Genomic DNA, 16,512 nt, shown 5'->3' with positions numbered 1-16,512 from the left:
CCCTGTTCCCGTCATCCCTGTGTGCGTCATCGTGTTCTGGCCTCGTCGAGGTAGGAGTATGCGGTCACGCGCGAGATGCCGAGCCGCTTCGCGATCGCCTCGACGGACTTGCGCATCTGTGTGGCACCGCGCTGATCCAACCGCTCCAGCACCGTGATCTTGTCGTCGCGGGTCATGCTCTCGAGCGGGCGGCCGATCTCGCGGATGGCCTCGGTGATCATCGAGTCCATCACCGAGACGAGGTCGGCGCCGAAGTGCTCTTTGGGAGCATCCGCGGGCACGGACGATGGCAGCAGGGCGTCGAGCGTCTGGCGGGCGAGCAGCAGCGGGCTGAGGTCGACGTTCACGCACAGCGACGCGATGATGTCACCCGCGCGGTTGTGGAAGTAGACCGAGGAGCAGCGGAGTTCCCGTCCGTCGCTCGTGTAGCCGGTGTAGCCGAAGGCGTCGTGGTTCCCCCGGCGGTCCTTCAGCACGTCCAGGCCGAGCGAGGTGGAGGGGCCGCCGACGGCTCGCCCGGTGACGTGCCCGTTCTCGATGGCCATGATCGTGTGACCGAGGTCGACGTCGGTGCCGTCGAGGTTGTGGAGCACGACCTCGACGGTCGGTCCGGCCGCGGTGGCGAGGGCGCGCAGCACCGGTCGATAGAGGCGGAGGACCTCCTCGGCACTCTCGTACGTCTCTCGCGTGAGGTCGTCGGCGAGGGCCGCGACCGCGTTCTCTGCTGTCGTCGATGTCGGCATTCTGTGACTCCAATCCGGAGCAACGATACAGGCGTACGAAAAATACGAGAGATAGACAGATTGTCTATTTCGCTGTTAGTTTATCCACGCCCCAGACGATCCGTCGAGGCCGACTGCAACGGATGCGGTCGCGCATCCCCCCGAAGAAGGAGCCCCGGATGGCCACTGTCGCCTCATCTGGCCTGACCCCGAAGCAGCGCAAGACGATCGCCGGCGGGGCGATCGGAACGCTCATCGAGTACTACGACTACTACCTGTACGGCCTCGCGGCAGCTGTCGTCTTCCCCGCGGTGTTCTTCTCCTCGAACGATCCGCTGATCGCCGAGCTCAACTCGTTCGCGACGTTCGCCGTCGGGTTCTTCCTCCGCCCGGTCGGAGGGATCATCTGGGGGATCGTCGGTGACCGCAAGGGCCGCAAGGTCGTGCTGATGAGCACGGTCATCGGCATGGGCATCGCGACCACCGGCATCGGCCTCATCCCCTCCGACCAGGTGATCGGCATCGCCGCACCACTGCTGCTCGTGCTGTGCCGGCTCTTCCAGGGGTTCTTCGTCGGCGGCGAGATGGGCGGCGCGGCCACCATGGTCGTCGAAGCCGCACCGACGGGCAAGCGCGGGCTCTACGGCGCCTTCCTCATCAGCGGCGCGGGCATCGCCAACGTGGTGTCGGGCGGCCTGATGGCAGGACTCGGCCTCGCTCCCGAATCGTGGTTCCTGCAGTGGGGCTGGCGCATCCCGTTCGTCTTCTCGATCGTGCTCGCGATCGCCGCTGTGCTGCTGCGTCGTCAGCTCGAGGAGTCCGACGCGTTCACCGAGACCCAGACGCTGCTCCTCGCCGCCACCGGCAAGAAGCCCAACCCGCTCGTCGAAGCGTTCCGGCACCCGAAGAACGCGATCATGGGCATCCTGATCGGCCTCCCGCAGTCCATCGCCGGCTACGTGGTGCTCACCTACGGTCTCGCGTACATGCTGGCCGACAAGGACATCCCGGTGTGGTTCGGCTTCGCCGGCACCATGCTCGTGGGGTTGCTGCAGATCGTCGTCGCACCGCTATGGGGAGCGATCTCCGACCGCATCGGCCGACGCACCGTCTACATCATCGGCTGCCTCGGCTTCGCCGCCATGGTCTACCCGGCGTTCATGCTGTTCGACACGGGCAACATGTGGCTGATCTGGCTCGGACAGATCCTCGGCTTCGTCGTGTTCGGCGTGGCGATGCAGGCGACGCTCTCGACGATGCTGGTCGAGATGTTCGACCCGGAGGCGCGCACCACCGGTGTCAACATCGGGTACCAGTTCTCCAACACCTTCGGCGGTGGCCTCGCTCCGCTCATCTGCACGGCGCTGGTCGCGGCCGCGGGAGGTGCTTTCTGGCCGGTCGTCGTCTACGCCGCGGTGATCGCGGTGGTCGGTGTGATCGCCACACTGGTCGCGTCGATCCAGCCCGACGTCGAAGGTGCGGGACGTCTGCACGAAGTGCGCTCGACCGCTCCGGTCGAGGCGGGTGCCTCGCGATGACGATGGGGGATGCGGAACTCCTCACGGTTCGCGACAAGGGCCTGCCGCTGCGCGCGGCGGGCCTGACGGTGGAGGAATTCCTCGCCACGGGACCACGGCTCGATGAGTTCTGGACGCCGCTGATCGTGCTCGACGACGCCGCGATGAGGGCCAACGTCGCGACGATGGCACGGTGGTGCGCGGAGCGGGGTCTCGCCCTCATGCCCCACGGCAAGACCACCATGGCGCCCGCGCTATGGAAGCGGCAGACGGATGCCGGTGCGCTCGGGATCACGTTCGCGACCATGGGGCAGGTCCGCACCGCCCGCGACCTGGGCGTCGACTCGGTGATGCTCGCGAACGCCGCCGTCGATCGGCCTGCGCTGGCGTGGCTGGCGCAGGAGCTGGCTGATCCGGACTTCCGGTTCGTGAGCTGGGCCGACTCGATCGCGACGGTCGAGGCGATGGAGGAGGCCCTGCTCTCCACCGGCGCACCGCGTCCGGTCGATGTCTGCGTCGAGCTCGGTGGCGCGGGCGGTCGCACCGGCGCGCGCTCGATCGAGGAGGCGGTGCGCGTGGCTGAGCGCATCGCCGCATCCTCCGTGCTGCGCCTGGCCGGGGTGGCCGGATACGAGGGGAGCCTTGCGCACGATCGCTCCACCGCGGCGCTCGCCGCCGTCCGCGCGTACCTGGAGTCGCAGCTCGAGCTGCACGCCGCGATCGCGCCCCTCTACGACGACGGTGAGCTCTACGTGACCGCCGGTGGCAGCGCGTACTTCGACGTCGTCGCCGACGTCTGGGGTGCGGCCCCGCGAGACGACCGCACGCACTTCACGCTCCGCTCCGGCGCCTACATCGTGCACGACGACGGGTTCTACCGCGGCATCTCGCCGTTCGACGAGGGGGCCGCGCAGCCGGAGGGCTCCCCGCGATTCGTCAACGCGATGCACGGCATCGCCCGCGTCGTGTCGGCGCCCGAGCCGGGCCTTGCTCTCGTCGACGCCGGCAAGAGGGATCTGCCCTTCGACGAGGGGCTGCCGATCCCGCGCTCCTCGTCCACCGGCGTCTCCGGCCCCTGGCAGCCGCTGCAGGGCGAGGTCTCGGCGATGAACGATCAGCACTCGTACGTGCGGTCGGAGCAGGCTCTCGCGATCGGCTCGGTCGTGCGTCTCGGGCTGTCGCATCCCTGTACTGCCTTCGACAAGTGGCGCGTGCTGCCGGTCGTCGAATCCGCCGACTCGGATGTGGTCACGGGCCTCGTCCGCACCTACTTCTGAGGGGAGCAGTGATGAACCGGGTGATCCTCCGCGGCGGCTCCGTCGTCGACGCGACGGGCCTCGTGCGCGCCGACGTCGCGATCGAGGGAGAGCTCGTCACCGAGGTCGGGCATGTCGACGCCCGCCCCGGTGACGAGGTGATCGACGTCTCCGAGCGCCTGGTGCTTCCCGGCTTCATCGACGCGCACTCCCACGCCGACGGCCTGCTCAGCGACCCGGATGTCACACTGTCGCTGCTGCGGCAGGGCGTCACGACCGTGATCGCCGGACAGGACGGTGTGTCGTATGCGCCGGGCGACGGTTCGTACGCCTCCGAGTACTTCGCCGCGATCAACGGGACGCACCCCACCTACCGGGGCGGGGGCGTGGATGCGTACCTGGCATCCGTCGACGGAACCTCGCCGGTGAACGCGGGCTACCTCGTGCCGGCGGGCACCGTGCGCTTCGAGGTGTGCGGGCGCACGAGCGGCTCGGCATCCGACGAGGAGCGCCGCCGCATGCAGGAGCTGGTCGCGCAGGGGATGCACGACGGTGCCCTCGGTCTGTCGACCGGGCTCGACTACACGCCCGGCATCTTCCAGGACGCTGCGGAGATCGCCGCCCTCTGCGAGCCGGTCGCTCGGGCCGGAGGCGTGTACGTGACGCACATGCGCGGAGGGTACGAGGCGAACACCGCTGCCGGCACGGGCGAGATCGCCGAGATCGCGCGGCTGGCCGCCGAGCAGTCGGGATCGCCGCTGCCGGTGCACATCTCGCACTTCCACGCCGATGCCGACATCGTGCTCGATCAGCTCGACGCGCTGGATGCCGCCGGGGTGGATGCGACCTTCGACGCGTACCCCTATACCCGCGGGTGCACGCTGCTGGGCATGCCGCTGCTCCCGCCCGAGGTGTCGGCGCTGCCCGTTGCCGAGGCGGTCGCCGTGATCGCGGATCCGTCGCGCCGCGCCGAGCTGCGTGCACTGTGCACCCTGCGGGCGGAGACGAGTGCGAGCCTCGGCCCGGAGTGGGCCGACATGATCACGCTCGCCCACCTCGCCGCCCCCGAACTGGCCTGGGCGCACGGGCTCACGCTGCGTGAGGCTGCCGCGCGCGCGGGTGTCGCCCCGATCGACTTCGCACTCGACGCGCTCGCCGCATCCCGTCTGGAGTGCAGCGCCGTCATGGCCGTACGCAGCCCTCGCTCGGGCGTCGAGCTCGCCCGCATCTTCCGCCACCCCGCGCACATGGGCGGCTCCGACGGCATCTTCATCGGCGCCCATCCGCATCCGCGTGCCGCCGGGTCGTTCTCGCTGTTCCTCCGCGAGTTCGTGCGCGAGCGGGCGACGTGGACCTGGGCTGATGCCGTGCACCACCTGTCGGCCCTGCCTGCCCGACGGTTCGGGCTCGGACGCCGCGGCACCGTCGAAGCGGGCGCGGTGGCCGACCTCGTGATCGTGGACCCGGCGACTGTCGCCGACACCGCCACCTACGAGAGCCCGCGCGGACGCGGAGCCGGTATCGACGATGTGTTCGTCGCCGGCATCCGCGTTCTCGCCGACGGTGAGCGCACCGACGCCCTGCCGGGTCGGGGCCTGCGCCGTTCACCACAGACCTGAGTCGTCAACGAAAGGAAAGAAAGATGCCGAAGACCGGATTCTACGCAGACGGGGCACCCACGCCCGCCGGACCCTACAGCCACGGAGTGGTCGCCAACGGATTCCTGTACACCGCGGGTTTCGGCCCGCAGGACGCGGCGAATGACCACGCCGTCCCCGAGAGCGTGGGCGATCAGACCCGCCAGGTGCTCCGGAACATCCAGAAGGTGCTCGCCGTGCACGGGCTGACCACGGACGACGTCGTGAAGTCGACCGTGCACCTGCAGGACCTCGCCGATTTCGCCGAGTTCAACGAGGCCTACGAGGAGTTCTTCACCGCGCCGTACCCCGTGCGCACCACCGTGGGCTCGCAGCTGGCGAACATCCTGGTCGAGATCGACGTCGTCGCGGCGCTGCCCCAGGCCTGACACCGCGTCCTCGACGCGGGTGCGACCCGCGTCGCCCCGCATGATGCGAAGGAGATCTCACGCTTCGAAGGAGCCTTTCCTCAAACAGCTCCTTCAGAGCGTGAGATCTCCTTCATAACGTGCGGCTCGCATCAGGTGACGCCCTCGATCCCGCGTGATCTGTCCCTCCGGGCGGAATCCTCCGCGTCGGGAGGCCTATCCCCGCGAGAGTCTCCTCCCGTCACGGAGTTCTCCGCCCTACACGTGGCGCCGACCCCCTACACGTGGCGCCGACCCCCTACACGTGGCGCCGACCCCCTACACGTTGCGCGAAACCCTCGCCGAACCCTCGCCGAGCGCGGCGAAACGCCCCGGCCGGGTCGAGTGACCCGGTCGGAGCGTCCCGTCTCGCTGGGTGAAGATCAGCTGACCTTCTTCCGGTAGGAGATGATCGCGAACACGTAGGCGACCACGAGGATGCCGACGCGCCAGGCGAGGGCGACCCAGATGTTCGGCGTGGATGCCCGCGCTTGCGAGTGTCTTGAGTCGGGCCCGTCGCCGCGCCTGGCAGGGGTGCTTTGTTTTGGAATCCCGATGTACGGGGACCGTTTTTTGTTGATCCCAGAACCTCGTTCCCGAGACGCTAGGTCGATTATTCAATCCCATTGAAGAAAGACGGTGTGATCGTGACTAGCGACCGGAGAAAGCGCGCGGTGGCGCGAAAGTTGAAGTCTGCTGTTGTCGTCGGGACCTTGGCAGCCGCGGCTGTTCTGAGCGGCGGGTCGAGTGCGAGTGCTACCAACACCACGAATCAATGTGCATGGGCGGTGATGATTGGAGTCCGTGGGACTTCGGCGCCTGTCGGGGCGGGAAACAGTCAAGCAGGTCATGGGTGGACCAGCGGAGGAATGGGCGAGGTCGTCGGTCAGTTCGCGGCCACCTATCTACTTCCGAGTGATCCGTGGAACGAGTACGGTCTCTATGTTGAAAGCCTCAATTATCCGGCCTCCGATGCGGGCGGCTACGCCCAAAGCATTACCGCCGGGGTCCAGGCGTTGCAGGCAGAGCTCGAGTGGATGGCCTCTCATTGCGCCACCCCGCCCGCGGTGGTGCTGGCCGGGCATTCTCAGGGGGCACAGGTCATCCTCACCGCGCTCGCCCCGGGGTCGGAGATCAAGTTCGGCGGTGGCTTCTATCCCACCTTGTCCGCTAAGGCCCGTTCCATGGTCCGTGCAGTGGTTGTCTAGGGCGATCCGACTTGGAAGGCGGGGCAGGTCTGGAACTCTCCCGACTCTGTGGCAACGGGACAGGGAATAATGGCCCGAGGCCAGGCGAGTTTGGACTATCTCTCAGCGGAGTACCGGTCCTGGGGGTGGCCGCAAGGAAGCACCAACCCCAATCCCCAATGGGTGCCAAAGATCCGTTCATACTGTTACGCCAAGGATTGGGCCTGCCAGGCCGGGGCGCCGATTGACAACCAGATCCATAGCTCCTATAAGGGCTACATGTCCGATCCGCGAGCGTTTGTCCGACACATGATGACTGACTTCTCATGACCGAGACGAGCCAATGGGAGCCGATCCAGCGCATGCCGCGGCGACGTTACGTCGCCGCGGGGCTCTGGTCGTCGGCTCAGATCGTAGTTACCTGCGGGGGCATCCTTCTCGTCTATCTCACTGCGATGCGAATGGATGGATGTGCATCTTCCTGTAGGGACGATGTCGCCAACATGGCGATCGACGGTCTGAGGGTGGCACTCATCGTCATCCTCGTCGCACACCTCGCCCTGCTCGTCATCGCACTCGTCAAGAGGAGATCACCGCACGTGATCGGTGTTGTGACGATCGGTCTGAGCCTCGTTGCCATCACCGTCGCCTATGTGCTCATCGTCGCCGCATACCCGGTTCCTGCATGAGGCCTCGCCGTCGTCGCGGGTGCGACCCGCGTCGCCCCACGTGACGTGAAGGAGATCTCGCGCTTCGAAGGAGCCTTTCCGCAGACAGCTCCTTCAGATCGTGAGATCTCCTTCATAACGTGCGGCTCGCATCAGGTGACGCTCTCGATCCCGTGTGATCTGTCCGTCCGGGCGGAATCCTCCGCGTCGGGAGGAGTATCCCCGCGAGAGTCTCCTCCCGTCACGGAGTTCTCCGCCCTACACGTGGCGCTGACCCCCGACGCGTGGCGCCGACCCCCTACACGTTGCGCGAAACCCTCGCCGAACCCTCGCCGAGCGCGGCGAAACGCCCCGGCCGGGTCGAGTGACCCGGTCGGAGCGTCCCGTCTCGCTGGGTGAAGATCAGCTGACCTTCTTCCGGTAGGAGATGATCGCGAACACGTAGGCGACCACGAGGATGCCGACGCACCAGGCGAGGGCGACCCAGATGTCGTTGCCGACGGGCTGTTCGGCGAACAGCGCCTGGATGGTGTTGACGATCGAGGTGACCGGCTGGTTGTCGGCGAACCACTGCACCGGAGCCGGCATGGTGTCGGTCGGCACGAAGGCCGAGCTGATGAACGGCAGGAAGATCAGCGGGTAGGAGAAGGCGCTCGCGCCGTCGACCGTCTTTGCGTTCAGGCCCGCGATGATCGCCAGCCAGGTGAGAGCCAGGGTGAACAGCATCAGGATGCCGATCACTCCGAGCCAGGCCCAGAAGCTCGCTCCGGTGCGGAAGCCCATGAGGAATCCGACGCCGAAGATGATCGCCAGGGTGATGGCGTTCGCCGTCAGCGACGTGAGCACGTGGGCCCACAGCACGCTCGATCGGGCGATCGGCATGGAGTGGAACCTCTCGAAGATCCCGCTCTGCATGTCGGTGAACAGCCGGAACGCCGTGTAGGCGATGCCGGATGCGATCGCGATGAGCAGGATGCCGGGGAGCAGGTAGTTCACGTAGTTGTCGGTGCCGGTGCTCTGCTGGAGTGCCCCGCCGAAGACGTACACGAACAGGAGCATCAGCGCGATCGGGGTGACCGCAGTGGTGATGATCGTGTCGGGGCTGCGGAAGATGTGCCGCATGGAGCGGCCGGTGAGTGTCGCCGTATCGGCGGCGAAGTGCGTGCTCATGCTGCGTTCTCCTTTCCAGGCTGGGTCCCTGAGCCCGTCGAAGGGCGGGGGCCGATGAGGGTGAGGAAGATCTCCTCGAGGGTGGGCTGCTTCTCGACGTACTCGACCTTGGCGGCCGGAAGCAGGCGCTTGAGACCTGCGAGCGTGTCGTTGGCGATGATGCGGCCTTCGTGCAGGATCGCGATGCGGTCGGCCAGCTGCTCCGCCTCGTCGAGGTACTGCGTGGTGAGCAGCACGGTGGTTCCGGTGTTCGCGAGTTCCTTGACCACGTCCCACACCTCGATGCGGGCTTCGGGGTCGAGCCCGGTGGTCGGCTCGTCGAGGTAGATGACCTCGGGGTGTCCGACCAGGCTCATCGCGATATCGAGCCGGCGACGCATGCCGCCGGAGTAGGTGCCGACCTTGCGGGCGCCGGCATCCGTCAGGCGGAACTTCGCCAGCAGGTCGTCGGCGACCTGCCCGGCGTCTGGCAGGTGCCGCAGCTTCGCGACCAGCACGAGGTTCTCGCGACCGGTGAGGATCTCGTCGACCGCGGCGAACTGCCCGGTGAGGCTGATGCGCTCACGGACACCGACCGGGTCGGCGGCGACATCCACGCCCTGCACGGTCGCCGTGCCGGCGTCCGACTTCAGCAGGGTGGAGAGGATGCGCACCATGGTGGTCTTGCCGGCGCCGTTCGAGCCGAGGAGGGCGAAGATGCTGCCCTTCTCGACCTCGAAGTCGACGCCGCGCAGCACATGCAGATCCTTGTACGACTTCTCGATGCCGCGCACCGAGATGGCGGGGTTTGTCATGACTCGTTCTCCTTCTTCTTCGCGTCGTCGAACGCCTTGATGAGGCGTGCGCGCTCCTTGTCGATCCACTGGCGTCCGCCGTACGCGGCGGCGTAGTTCTCGGCGAACTCCACGGGGTCGTCGCCGACGATCGCGGCGACCGGGGTGCCGTCGAGCGCTGCGCGCTCCCACATGTCGGCGATGTCGAGGAACATCTTCACGATGGTGTCGCCGTCGGTGATGCCGCCGTAGTACATGTTGTAGCGCTGCTGTGCCTTCGCCACCTCGCGGTACGGCTCGGGCAGGGCGTTGATGCGGGCCTGCGCCTGCTTGTAGAGCTTCTTCTCTTCGAGTGATCCGGTGATCGCTTCGATCCACTTCGCGGCCATGGTCAGTTCTCCTTGTTCTCGGTGTTGCGCTTTTCCAGCTGTTCGATGTGCGTCTTGAGGAAGCTCCAGGTGGTCCAGAACTCCTCGAGCTCCTGCCGGCCCTGTGCGTTGAGGGTGTACACCTTGCGGGGCGGACCCTTCTCGCTCGGAACCTTCGCGACGTCGACGAGGTTCTTCTGCTCGATGCGCACGAGGAGTGCGTAGATCGTGCCCTCGGCGATGTCGGTGAAGCCGTGGTCTCGGATGCGTGTGGTGATCTCGTACCCGTATGCCGGCTGCTCGGCGAGGAGGGCCAGAACGATGCCCTCCAGAGTGCCCTTGAGCATCTCGGTCATCTGCTTGCCCATCAGGTCCTCCTTTCGTTTCGGTTGGTACTCAGTGTTGCTGGGTACCGGTACAAAGTAACACTGAGTACTGGTACTTAGCAACACCGAATACCAAACTTTTTTCTGAGACGGATGCCGAGACCCCGGGTACGCGTCGAGACCCCGCCCTGCGCACGACGGCAGGGCGGGGTCTCGACGCCAGGGCGGGGTCTCGGCGAACGGCCCGCGGCGAACAGGGGCGGGCGGCGGGGAGGGGGGGGAGGGGGGAGGAAGAGGGGGGCTACGGGAACATGCGACGGAGCAGAGCGAGATCGTCGTCACTCAGCGCCTGCGTGATCACGGCCGCCGTCTCCGGGGGCATGTCCTTCTCCAGACGCTGCCACAGCAACCGCGCGGCACCCAGGTCTGCGGTGGCGACGGCGGTGGAGAATGCCGCCACACCGTCGTAGTACGGGATGGTCGAAGATCCGGGTTCGGCGTCGTAGGGCGAGTAGATATCGACGAACGGCAGTCTCGGATCCGGGCGCAGGTAAAGGACGTCCCCGGGCGCGATCGTCTCACCTCCACGCACGTGGTTGTACATGCCGACCGTGACGTAGTCGACGCAGAAGCGCTCGCCGATCGCGATGAGGCTGTCGCCGGCCTGCACTTCGTACGAGAAGATCTCGCCGTCGGCATCCAGGGTCACGGGTCCGCTCGCCAGCTCCGACTCGCCCATCTCGACCAGCTCGCCCAGGAGCTTGGCATGCATCGTTTCGCCGTCGTCGCTCCCGATGTTGATGAACGCGTTGGTGGTGCAGTCGCCTGGTCCGCCGGCGGGAACGCTGATGCCGTCGCCGAGGGAGACGAGGTTCTCCCGGGCCGGATCCTCGGCGTCCGCGGGGCCAGAGGTGGGAGCCGTGGAGGGCTCGGAGGCGGCGAAGCGCTCCGACGCCCAGGAGGCGACGCCGAACACCGCGGGCGCGGCGCTGACCACAGCGGGGGCGGCGGCAGCGACCAGCCCGGCGACGGCCACGACGACGACGGCGGTGGTGATCTTGGTGGAGCGTTTCATCCCCGTCAGCATGGCATCGACGCACGCTCGAGCACCAGAGCGGATGCCGGTCAGGTGCGCAGATACGCCAGCACGGCCAGCACGCGCCGGTGTCCGCTGTCGCTGGACGCGAGCCCGAGCTTGCCGAAGATGTTGCCGATGTGCTTGCTCACAGCCGTCTCGGTGACGAAGAGCCGCCCGGCGATGGTGCCGTTGTCGAGGCCCTCGGCCATGAGCCCGAGCACCTCGCGTTCCCGCGGAGTGAGCGTCTGCACCGGATCGTCGGCGCGACGGCGGCTCATCAGCTGCGAGATGACCTCGGGGTCCATGACCGTGCCGCCGGCGGCCACGCGGTTTAAGGCGTCGATGAACGAGGCGACCTTGCCCACCCGCTCCTTGAGCAGGTAGCCGAGGCCATCGGCTCCGGCCGCGAGGAGTTCACCGGCGTAGCGGTCTTCGACATACGCCGACAGCACCAGCACGGGGAAGCCGGGTCGGCGGGCGCGGGCCTCGGCCGCCGCCTTCAGCCCCTCGCTCGTGAAAGTCGGCGGCATCCGCACATCGACCACCGCGGCATCCGCCTCGTCGAGTCGTTCCAGGAAACCTTCGGCGTTGTCGACGGCTGCCACCACGTCGAAGCCCTCGCTGCGCAGCAGCAGCGCCAGGCCCTCGCGAAGGAGGGTGTCGTCTTCGGCGATCACGATCCGCATGGCAGCTCCGCTCTCAGGATGGTGGGTCCGCCGGCGGGGCTCGACAGCTCCAGCGTCCCTTCGAAGGCCTCGATGCGACGACGGATGCCGGCGATCCCGCCGCCCGGACGTTCCACGGCTTCGCCCACACCGTCGTCCTCGACCGTGATGAGCAGCACCTCGCCCGCGCGCGCGACCTCGACGGATGCGCGCGTCGCCCCGCTGTACTTGCTGACGTTCGTGAGGGCCTCGGCCACGACGAAGTAGCTGGCCGACTCGACGGCTGCCGGCACACGTCCGACGTCGGCGGCCTCGATCGTGCAGGGCACCACGCTGCGTCCGGCGAGCGAGGCGAGAGCGCCTTCCAACCCGAGCTCGTCGAGGATCGGCGGGTAGATGTCGTGCACGGTGCGGCGGAGCCCGGCCAGCGCATCGGTCGCGGCATCCTGCGCTCGACGCAGCGGTTCGAGCACGTCGCCCCCGGTCTCCTGCGCGCGCTCGGCGATCCCGAGCATCATCACCACATTCACCAGACGGTTCTGCGCGCCGTCGTGCAGGTCGCGCTCGATGCGCCGGAGCTCGGCGGCATGCGCGTCGAGAGCGGCGGCACGGCTGAGGGTCAGGGCGTCGACCCGGGCGGCGAGGCGCGACTTCTCGGGCGTCGCGAGCAGCTGGGCGGAGACGAAGGACACCAGGCGAGCGACGGCCGGGATGAGGAAGACGGCGAGGATCCCGTACGCCAGAGCCACGAGTGGCATGGTCGCCGCGAGCTCCCACGAGGTGACCGGATACACGGCGCTCACGGGGTCGTCGGCGGGCGCGAACTGCCAGTAGTAGGTGATGGCGAGCGCATTGACCGCCGCGACCGGGAGCGAGATCGTCAGCAGCGTGAGGAACAGCACGGGGATCCCCTGCACCGCCAGCCACAGCAGGTCGCGACCCGTGGCACGCGAGAACGCGAAGCGCAGACGGTCGTCGATGGTGGATGCCGGCGGGAGCACGTGGCCGATCGGCGCCAGCTCCTCGCCGCGGTAGGCGCCGACGCGACGGCGGCTCAGGTCGGTCCACCCGTGCAGGCCCCGCACGGCCTCGGGCATGAGGAGCACACCGCCGGTGATGATCATGAGCGGGAGCAGCGCGATCCCGAGGCTGAGGAACACCACGGATGCGATCGAGACACCGGCTTCGATCGCCAGGTATCCCCACGCGCGCAGCCAGCGTCGCATCCGTCCGTCCTTCACTCTCACAGTCTGCCGGAGCGGTCGCAGCGGCACGGTATAGCCAGCACCACCATCGATGCGGCAGCGGGCGGGATGGGATGCCGGATCGGCCGTCCCTAGCGTCGAATCATGACCCCCACACCAGTCGCCCCCGCCGTCGAAGCGGGCACCTCCGAAGCGCTGCGCCTGCAGTCCGTCGCCAAGACCTACGGTTCCGGCGCCAGCCGCGTCACCGCCCTTCGCGGCGTGAACCTCGCCATCTCGAAGGGCACCTTCACCGCGATCATGGGCCCTTCCGGCTCGGGCAAGAGCACGCTGCTGCACAGTGCAGCCGGACTCGACCGGCCGAGCAGCGGCACCGTCCACCTCGGCGGAACCGAGATCTCGAGCCTGAAGGCGCGTCAGCTCACGGCCTTCCGACGCGACCACGTGGGCTTCGTGTTCCAGGCGTACAACCTGCTGCCGGCCCTGAACGTCGAAGACAACATCACGCTCCCCCTGCGTCTCGGCGGTCGGAGCCTCGAGGCGCGGTGGCTCGACTTCCTGCTCGACGCGGTGGGGCTCACGGAGTTCCGTCACCGGCGCCCCACCGAGCTCTCCGGAGGTCAGCAGCAGCGGGTGGCGATCGCACGCGCCCTCATCACGCGGCCGCACGTGGTGTTCGGCGACGAGCCGACCGGCGCCCTCGACTCCCGTTCGGGCAAGCAGGTGCTCGATCTGCTCGCGCAAACGGCGCGTGAGCTGAACCAGACCGTCGTGGTCGTGACGCACGATCCCGTGGTGGCCTCGCACGCCGATCGGGTGATCTTCCTCGCCGACGGCGCCTTCGCGGGATACCTCGACGGCGCCGACCCGGCGCAGATCAACGACCGCATGAGCGCATTGGGGGAGTGGTGATGTCGGGGCCGCTCACGCTGGGCCGACTCGTCCGGGCGGATCTCCGGCACCACCGCGGCAGCTTCGTCGGAGTCGCGGTGGCGGTGTTCGTCGCGAGCGCGCTGGTGACGGGTCTCGGAGTGCTCGTCGAATCCGGGATGCGCGGCGGGCTCGCGCCCGAGCGCTATGCCGCGGTCGACGTCGTGGTGGGTGCGCCGCAGCAGGTGGATGTGCCGGAGGACCTCCCCGTCCCCCTGCGCGAGCGCGCGGCGCTGCCCGCCGTTGCGGCGCGTGACATCGCCGGGCTGCCGGGCGTCGACCGCGTCGTGGGCGACGTGACGGTGCCACTCACGACGCCGAATGCGGGTGCGGATGCCGGTGCCGCCGCATCCGCGGCCGTCGAGGCGCACCCGTGGGAGGCCACGGCGCTGACCGGTTTCGAGCTGCGCGAAGGGCGCGAGCCCACGGCCGCCGATGAGGTCGTCGTCTCCGCCGGCAGCGGGCACGCCGTGGGCGACACGGTCGTGCTTGCCCACGGCGGCGTGCCGTCGGAGTACCGCGTGGTCGGCGAGGTCGCCGCTCCCGTGGCGCCCGAGCGGAGCATGCATGCGTTCCTCACGGAGCAGCGCATCGGCCAGCTCGATCCGCACGGCGGTGCCGCTCAGGCGCTGGGCGTCTTCGTCGCCGGGGACGACCCCGAGCAGACGGCCACCGCGATCCGCGAGGCCTTCCCCGACCTGGTCGCCCGCACGGGAGATGCCCGTGGCGACGTCGAGTTCCTCGACTCGGGGGCGGCACGTTCGATGCTCGTCGCCATCGGCAGCGCCTTCGTCGGCACGTGCATCCTCGTGGCGATGTTCATCGTGGCGGGCACGTTGTCGCTGTCGGTGCAGTCGCGTCGACGTGACTATGCGCTGCTGCGCGCCGTCGGTGCGAGTCCGGCCCAGGTGCATTCGCTCGTGGCCCGCGAGGTGCTGTGGGTGGCTGCGGTCGCCGCGGTGCTGGGCATCGCGCCGGGATACCTGCTGTCGACCGTGCTGCAGTCGGCGTTCGTCACCGGAGGCGTCATCCCGGGCGACTTCGCCCTCGCGTTCAGCCCGCTTCCCGCGGTCGGCGCGGTGCTGCTCGTGCTCGCCTCCGCCTGGGGTGCGGCCCGTATCGCGGCCTCGAGGGTCGCGAAGCTCGACCCGGTCGAGGCGCTGCGCGAGTCGGCCACCGGCGCTCCGCAGATCGGTCTGACTCGCATCATCATCGGCATCGTGCTGGCCGCGGCGGGCATCTCGGTGTCGACGGTGCCGCTCGTGGTGCGCGGGCAGATCGCGGCGGGCGCCGCGGCCGGGGCGGCGATGCTGCTCATCATCGCGCTCGCCGTGCTCGGTCCGTGGCTCGTGTCGCTGAGCGTGCGCCTGATCGGATCGGTGCTGCGGCGGATGTCGTCCGCGGGCTTCCTGGCTTCGGCGAACGCCACGGCGAACAGCAGGCGCCTGGCCTCGGCGATCCTGCCGATCGCTCTCGGCATCGGGCTGGGACTCGTGCAGATCGGAGCCCCGTCGATCATCGCGGCCGAGGCGGCGACGCAGGCCAGTGCCGGAGTCATCGCCGACCTGCGGGTGACGGCGCCCAACGGGCTCTCGTCGGAGGCCGTGGAGGCGATCCGCGAGACCCCGGGCGTGACCGAGGCGTCGGGCATCGCGCTCAGCGCGGCAGTGATCGATTCCCACGACTTCGAGGGGAAGCTCCAGCGCGAGGAGCACGTGCTCCAGGGCATCGATCCGGAGCGAACCGGGAAGAGCCTCGACCTGCGCGTGCGCGAGGGGTCGCTCGCCGACCTCGACGGCGCCACGACGGTGGCCGTGAGCACGGATGCCGCTCAGAGTCTCGGACTCGACATCGGCGGCACGGTCACCGGCCACCTCGGCGACGGTTCGCCGTGGGAGGCGACGGTCGTCGCGGTGTACGAGCGCGGGCTCGGGTTCGGCGACCTCACCATGGCCGCGGATGACGTGAGGGCGCACACCACGGCCGGTCTCGATGCGTTCGCGCTCGCGACGGTCGACGCGGGGGCGGTCGACGAGGTCCGTGCGACCCTGACGGAGCGCGGCTTCGTCGTGAGCGACGGGTCGGGCCAGGAGGCGGCGGGTGCAGGTGCGCAGTCGCAGCAGGGCTGGGTGAACCTCATCGCGCTGCTGGTGATCCTCGGCTACATCGCGATCGCCGTGATCAACACGCTCGTGATGGCGACGGGGGAGCGCTCGCGGGAGTTCGCGCTCATGCAGCTGATCGGCTCGTCCCGCGGGCAGGTGCGCTCGATGATGCGGATCGAAGCGGTGCTGGTGGCCGTGATCGGCATGGTGTTCGGCGTCGTGGTGGCGATCCCGCCGCTCATCGGGGTGAGCATGGGCATCTCGGGTCAGCCGATTCCCGTGCTGCCGGTGCTCGGCTCGCTGGTGATCATCGGCGCGATGGGCGCCCTGGCGCTCGTGGCGCTGTGGGCGGGAACCACCGCGGCCATGCGCACCCGCCCGATCGACGAGATCGGGTCGCGGCAGTAACGCCCGCCGAGACCCCGGGTTCGCGCCGAGACCCCCCCGCTTCCGCCGTCGGGAGCCCGGGGTTTCGGCGGCAGCCCGGGGTCTCGGCGG

16 protein-coding genes are annotated in these 16,512 nt (G+C 68.6%); 8 read left to right on the top strand and 8 right to left on the bottom strand.

The genetic code is table 11. The features are described from left to right. Positions 1-26: 26 nt before the first annotated feature. Positions 27-743, bottom strand: coding sequence for a helix-turn-helix transcriptional regulator (locus ACWGO6_RS17830; RefSeq protein ID WP_136041748.1), 717 nt, complete (start codon positions 741-743; stop codon positions 27-29). A gap of 158 nt (positions 744-901) precedes the next feature. On the opposite strand from ACWGO6_RS17830, the gene ACWGO6_RS17825 reads away from it, so the two are divergent. The 6 genes from ACWGO6_RS17825 (at position 902) to ACWGO6_RS17800 (ending at position 7,415) form a co-directional block, all read left to right on the top strand. Continuing rightward, positions 902-2,260: an MFS transporter gene (locus tag ACWGO6_RS17825; RefSeq protein WP_136041749.1), complete on the top strand. Its 1,359-nt coding sequence runs from the start codon at positions 902-904 to the stop codon at positions 2,258-2,260. Continuing rightward, complete coding sequence (locus tag ACWGO6_RS17820) at positions 2,257-3,516, top strand: alanine racemase (RefSeq protein WP_168429483.1); 1,260 nt, start codon at positions 2,257-2,259, stop codon at positions 3,514-3,516. Before ACWGO6_RS17825 ends, ACWGO6_RS17820 begins: the two co-directional genes overlap by 4 nt. 11 nt (positions 3,517-3,527) lie before the next feature. After that, complete coding sequence (locus ACWGO6_RS17815) at positions 3,528-5,114, top strand: N-acyl-D-amino-acid deacylase family protein (RefSeq protein ID WP_452327507.1); 1,587 nt, start codon at positions 3,528-3,530, stop codon at positions 5,112-5,114. Between the two features lie 23 nt (positions 5,115-5,137). Continuing rightward, entirely contained in the window at positions 5,138-5,521 is a 384-nt protein-coding gene (locus ACWGO6_RS17810) for a RidA family protein (protein ID WP_105527066.1), read from the top strand. Positions 5,522-6,408: 887 nt separating this feature from the next. Beyond that, complete coding sequence (locus ACWGO6_RS17805) at positions 6,409-6,747, top strand: cutinase family protein (RefSeq protein WP_452327506.1); 339 nt, start codon at positions 6,409-6,411, stop codon at positions 6,745-6,747. A gap of 503 nt (positions 6,748-7,250) precedes the next feature. Then, positions 7,251-7,415 carry a hypothetical protein gene (locus ACWGO6_RS17800; RefSeq protein ID WP_452327505.1) on the top strand — a complete coding sequence of 55 codons (165 nt, stop codon included), beginning with the start codon at positions 7,251-7,253 and terminating at the stop codon, positions 7,413-7,415. A 381-nt stretch (positions 7,416-7,796) separates the two neighbouring features. Here the strand turns inward: ACWGO6_RS17800 and ACWGO6_RS17795 are convergent, their stop codons facing one another. The 7 genes from ACWGO6_RS17795 to ACWGO6_RS17765 form a co-directional block, all read right to left on the bottom strand. After that, positions 7,797-8,564, bottom strand: a complete 768-nt coding sequence (locus ACWGO6_RS17795; protein ID WP_105722791.1) for an ABC transporter permease — start codon at positions 8,562-8,564, stop codon at positions 7,797-7,799. Continuing rightward, positions 8,561-9,358, bottom strand: a complete 798-nt coding sequence (locus ACWGO6_RS17790) for an ABC transporter ATP-binding protein (RefSeq protein ID WP_452327504.1) — start codon at positions 9,356-9,358, stop codon at positions 8,561-8,563. Before ACWGO6_RS17790 ends, ACWGO6_RS17795 begins: the two co-directional genes overlap by 4 nt. Next, the gene (locus tag ACWGO6_RS17785; protein WP_452327503.1) at positions 9,355-9,726 is read right to left on the bottom strand and encodes a DUF1048 domain-containing protein; all 372 of its coding nucleotides are present in this window, start codon (positions 9,724-9,726) and stop codon (positions 9,355-9,357) included. Before ACWGO6_RS17785 ends, ACWGO6_RS17790 begins: the two co-directional genes overlap by 4 nt. A gap of 2 nt (positions 9,727-9,728) precedes the next feature. Beyond that, positions 9,729-10,073, bottom strand: coding sequence for a PadR family transcriptional regulator (locus ACWGO6_RS17780; protein ID WP_136041753.1), 345 nt, complete (start codon positions 10,071-10,073; stop codon positions 9,729-9,731). Between the two features lie 259 nt (positions 10,074-10,332). Continuing rightward, the gene (locus tag ACWGO6_RS17775; RefSeq protein WP_452327502.1) at positions 10,333-11,106 is read right to left on the bottom strand and encodes a LysM peptidoglycan-binding domain-containing protein; all 774 of its coding nucleotides are present in this window, start codon (positions 11,104-11,106) and stop codon (positions 10,333-10,335) included. A gap of 50 nt (positions 11,107-11,156) precedes the next feature. Further along, positions 11,157-11,795 (bottom strand): response regulator, encoded by a 639-nt coding sequence (locus ACWGO6_RS17770; protein ID WP_029263193.1) that lies wholly within the window; start codon positions 11,793-11,795, stop codon positions 11,157-11,159. After that, a complete protein-coding gene (locus tag ACWGO6_RS17765; RefSeq protein ID WP_452327501.1) occupies positions 11,783-13,015 on the bottom strand; it encodes a sensor histidine kinase in 1,233 nt (410 codons plus the stop codon). The genes ACWGO6_RS17770 and ACWGO6_RS17765 overlap by 13 nt, the downstream gene beginning before the upstream one ends. A gap of 108 nt (positions 13,016-13,123) precedes the next feature. Between ACWGO6_RS17765 and ACWGO6_RS17760 the strand changes: the two genes are divergently transcribed. Next, positions 13,124-13,891: an ABC transporter ATP-binding protein gene (locus ACWGO6_RS17760; RefSeq protein ID WP_452327500.1), complete on the top strand. Its 768-nt coding sequence runs from the start codon at positions 13,124-13,126 to the stop codon at positions 13,889-13,891. Then, positions 13,891-16,422 carry an FtsX-like permease family protein gene (locus ACWGO6_RS17755; RefSeq protein ID WP_452327499.1) on the top strand — a complete coding sequence of 844 codons (2,532 nt, stop codon included), beginning with the start codon at positions 13,891-13,893 and terminating at the stop codon, positions 16,420-16,422. Before ACWGO6_RS17760 ends, ACWGO6_RS17755 begins: the two co-directional genes overlap by 1 nt. Positions 16,423-16,512 lie beyond the last annotated feature (90 nt).

The organism is Microbacterium sp. NPDC055665, from assembly GCF_053618035.1.
The sequence above is the reverse complement of the archived record's forward strand: the minus strand, read 5'-3'. Positions and strand labels throughout refer to the sequence as shown.

Coding starts and splice junctions, on each gene's coding strand:
- ACWGO6_RS17830 (WP_136041748.1), bottom strand. CDS start 743: ATGCCGACATCGACGACAGCAGAGAACGCGGTCGCGGCCCTCGCCGAC.
- ACWGO6_RS17825 (WP_136041749.1), top strand. CDS start 902: ATGGCCACTGTCGCCTCATCTGGCCTGACCCCGAAGCAGCGCAAGACG.
- ACWGO6_RS17820 (WP_168429483.1), top strand. CDS start 2,257: ATGACGATGGGGGATGCGGAACTCCTCACGGTTCGCGACAAGGGCCTG.
- ACWGO6_RS17815 (WP_452327507.1), top strand. CDS start 3,528: ATGAACCGGGTGATCCTCCGCGGCGGCTCCGTCGTCGACGCGACGGGC.
- ACWGO6_RS17810 (WP_105527066.1), top strand. CDS start 5,138: ATGCCGAAGACCGGATTCTACGCAGACGGGGCACCCACGCCCGCCGGA.
- ACWGO6_RS17805 (WP_452327506.1), top strand. CDS start 6,409: ATGGGCGAGGTCGTCGGTCAGTTCGCGGCCACCTATCTACTTCCGAGT.
- ACWGO6_RS17795 (WP_105722791.1), bottom strand. CDS start 8,564: ATGAGCACGCACTTCGCCGCCGATACGGCGACACTCACCGGCCGCTCC.
- ACWGO6_RS17790 (WP_452327504.1), bottom strand. CDS start 9,358: ATGACAAACCCCGCCATCTCGGTGCGCGGCATCGAGAAGTCGTACAAG.
- ACWGO6_RS17785 (WP_452327503.1), bottom strand. CDS start 9,726: ATGGCCGCGAAGTGGATCGAAGCGATCACCGGATCACTCGAAGAGAAG.
- ACWGO6_RS17780 (WP_136041753.1), bottom strand. CDS start 10,073: ATGGGCAAGCAGATGACCGAGATGCTCAAGGGCACTCTGGAGGGCATC.
- ACWGO6_RS17775 (WP_452327502.1), bottom strand. CDS start 11,106: ATGAAACGCTCCACCAAGATCACCACCGCCGTCGTCGTCGTGGCCGTC.
- ACWGO6_RS17770 (WP_029263193.1), bottom strand. CDS start 11,795: ATGCGGATCGTGATCGCCGAAGACGACACCCTCCTTCGCGAGGGCCTG.
- ACWGO6_RS17760 (WP_452327500.1), top strand. CDS start 13,124: ATGACCCCCACACCAGTCGCCCCCGCCGTCGAAGCGGGCACCTCCGAA.
- ACWGO6_RS17755 (WP_452327499.1), top strand. CDS start 13,891: ATGTCGGGGCCGCTCACGCTGGGCCGACTCGTCCGGGCGGATCTCCGG.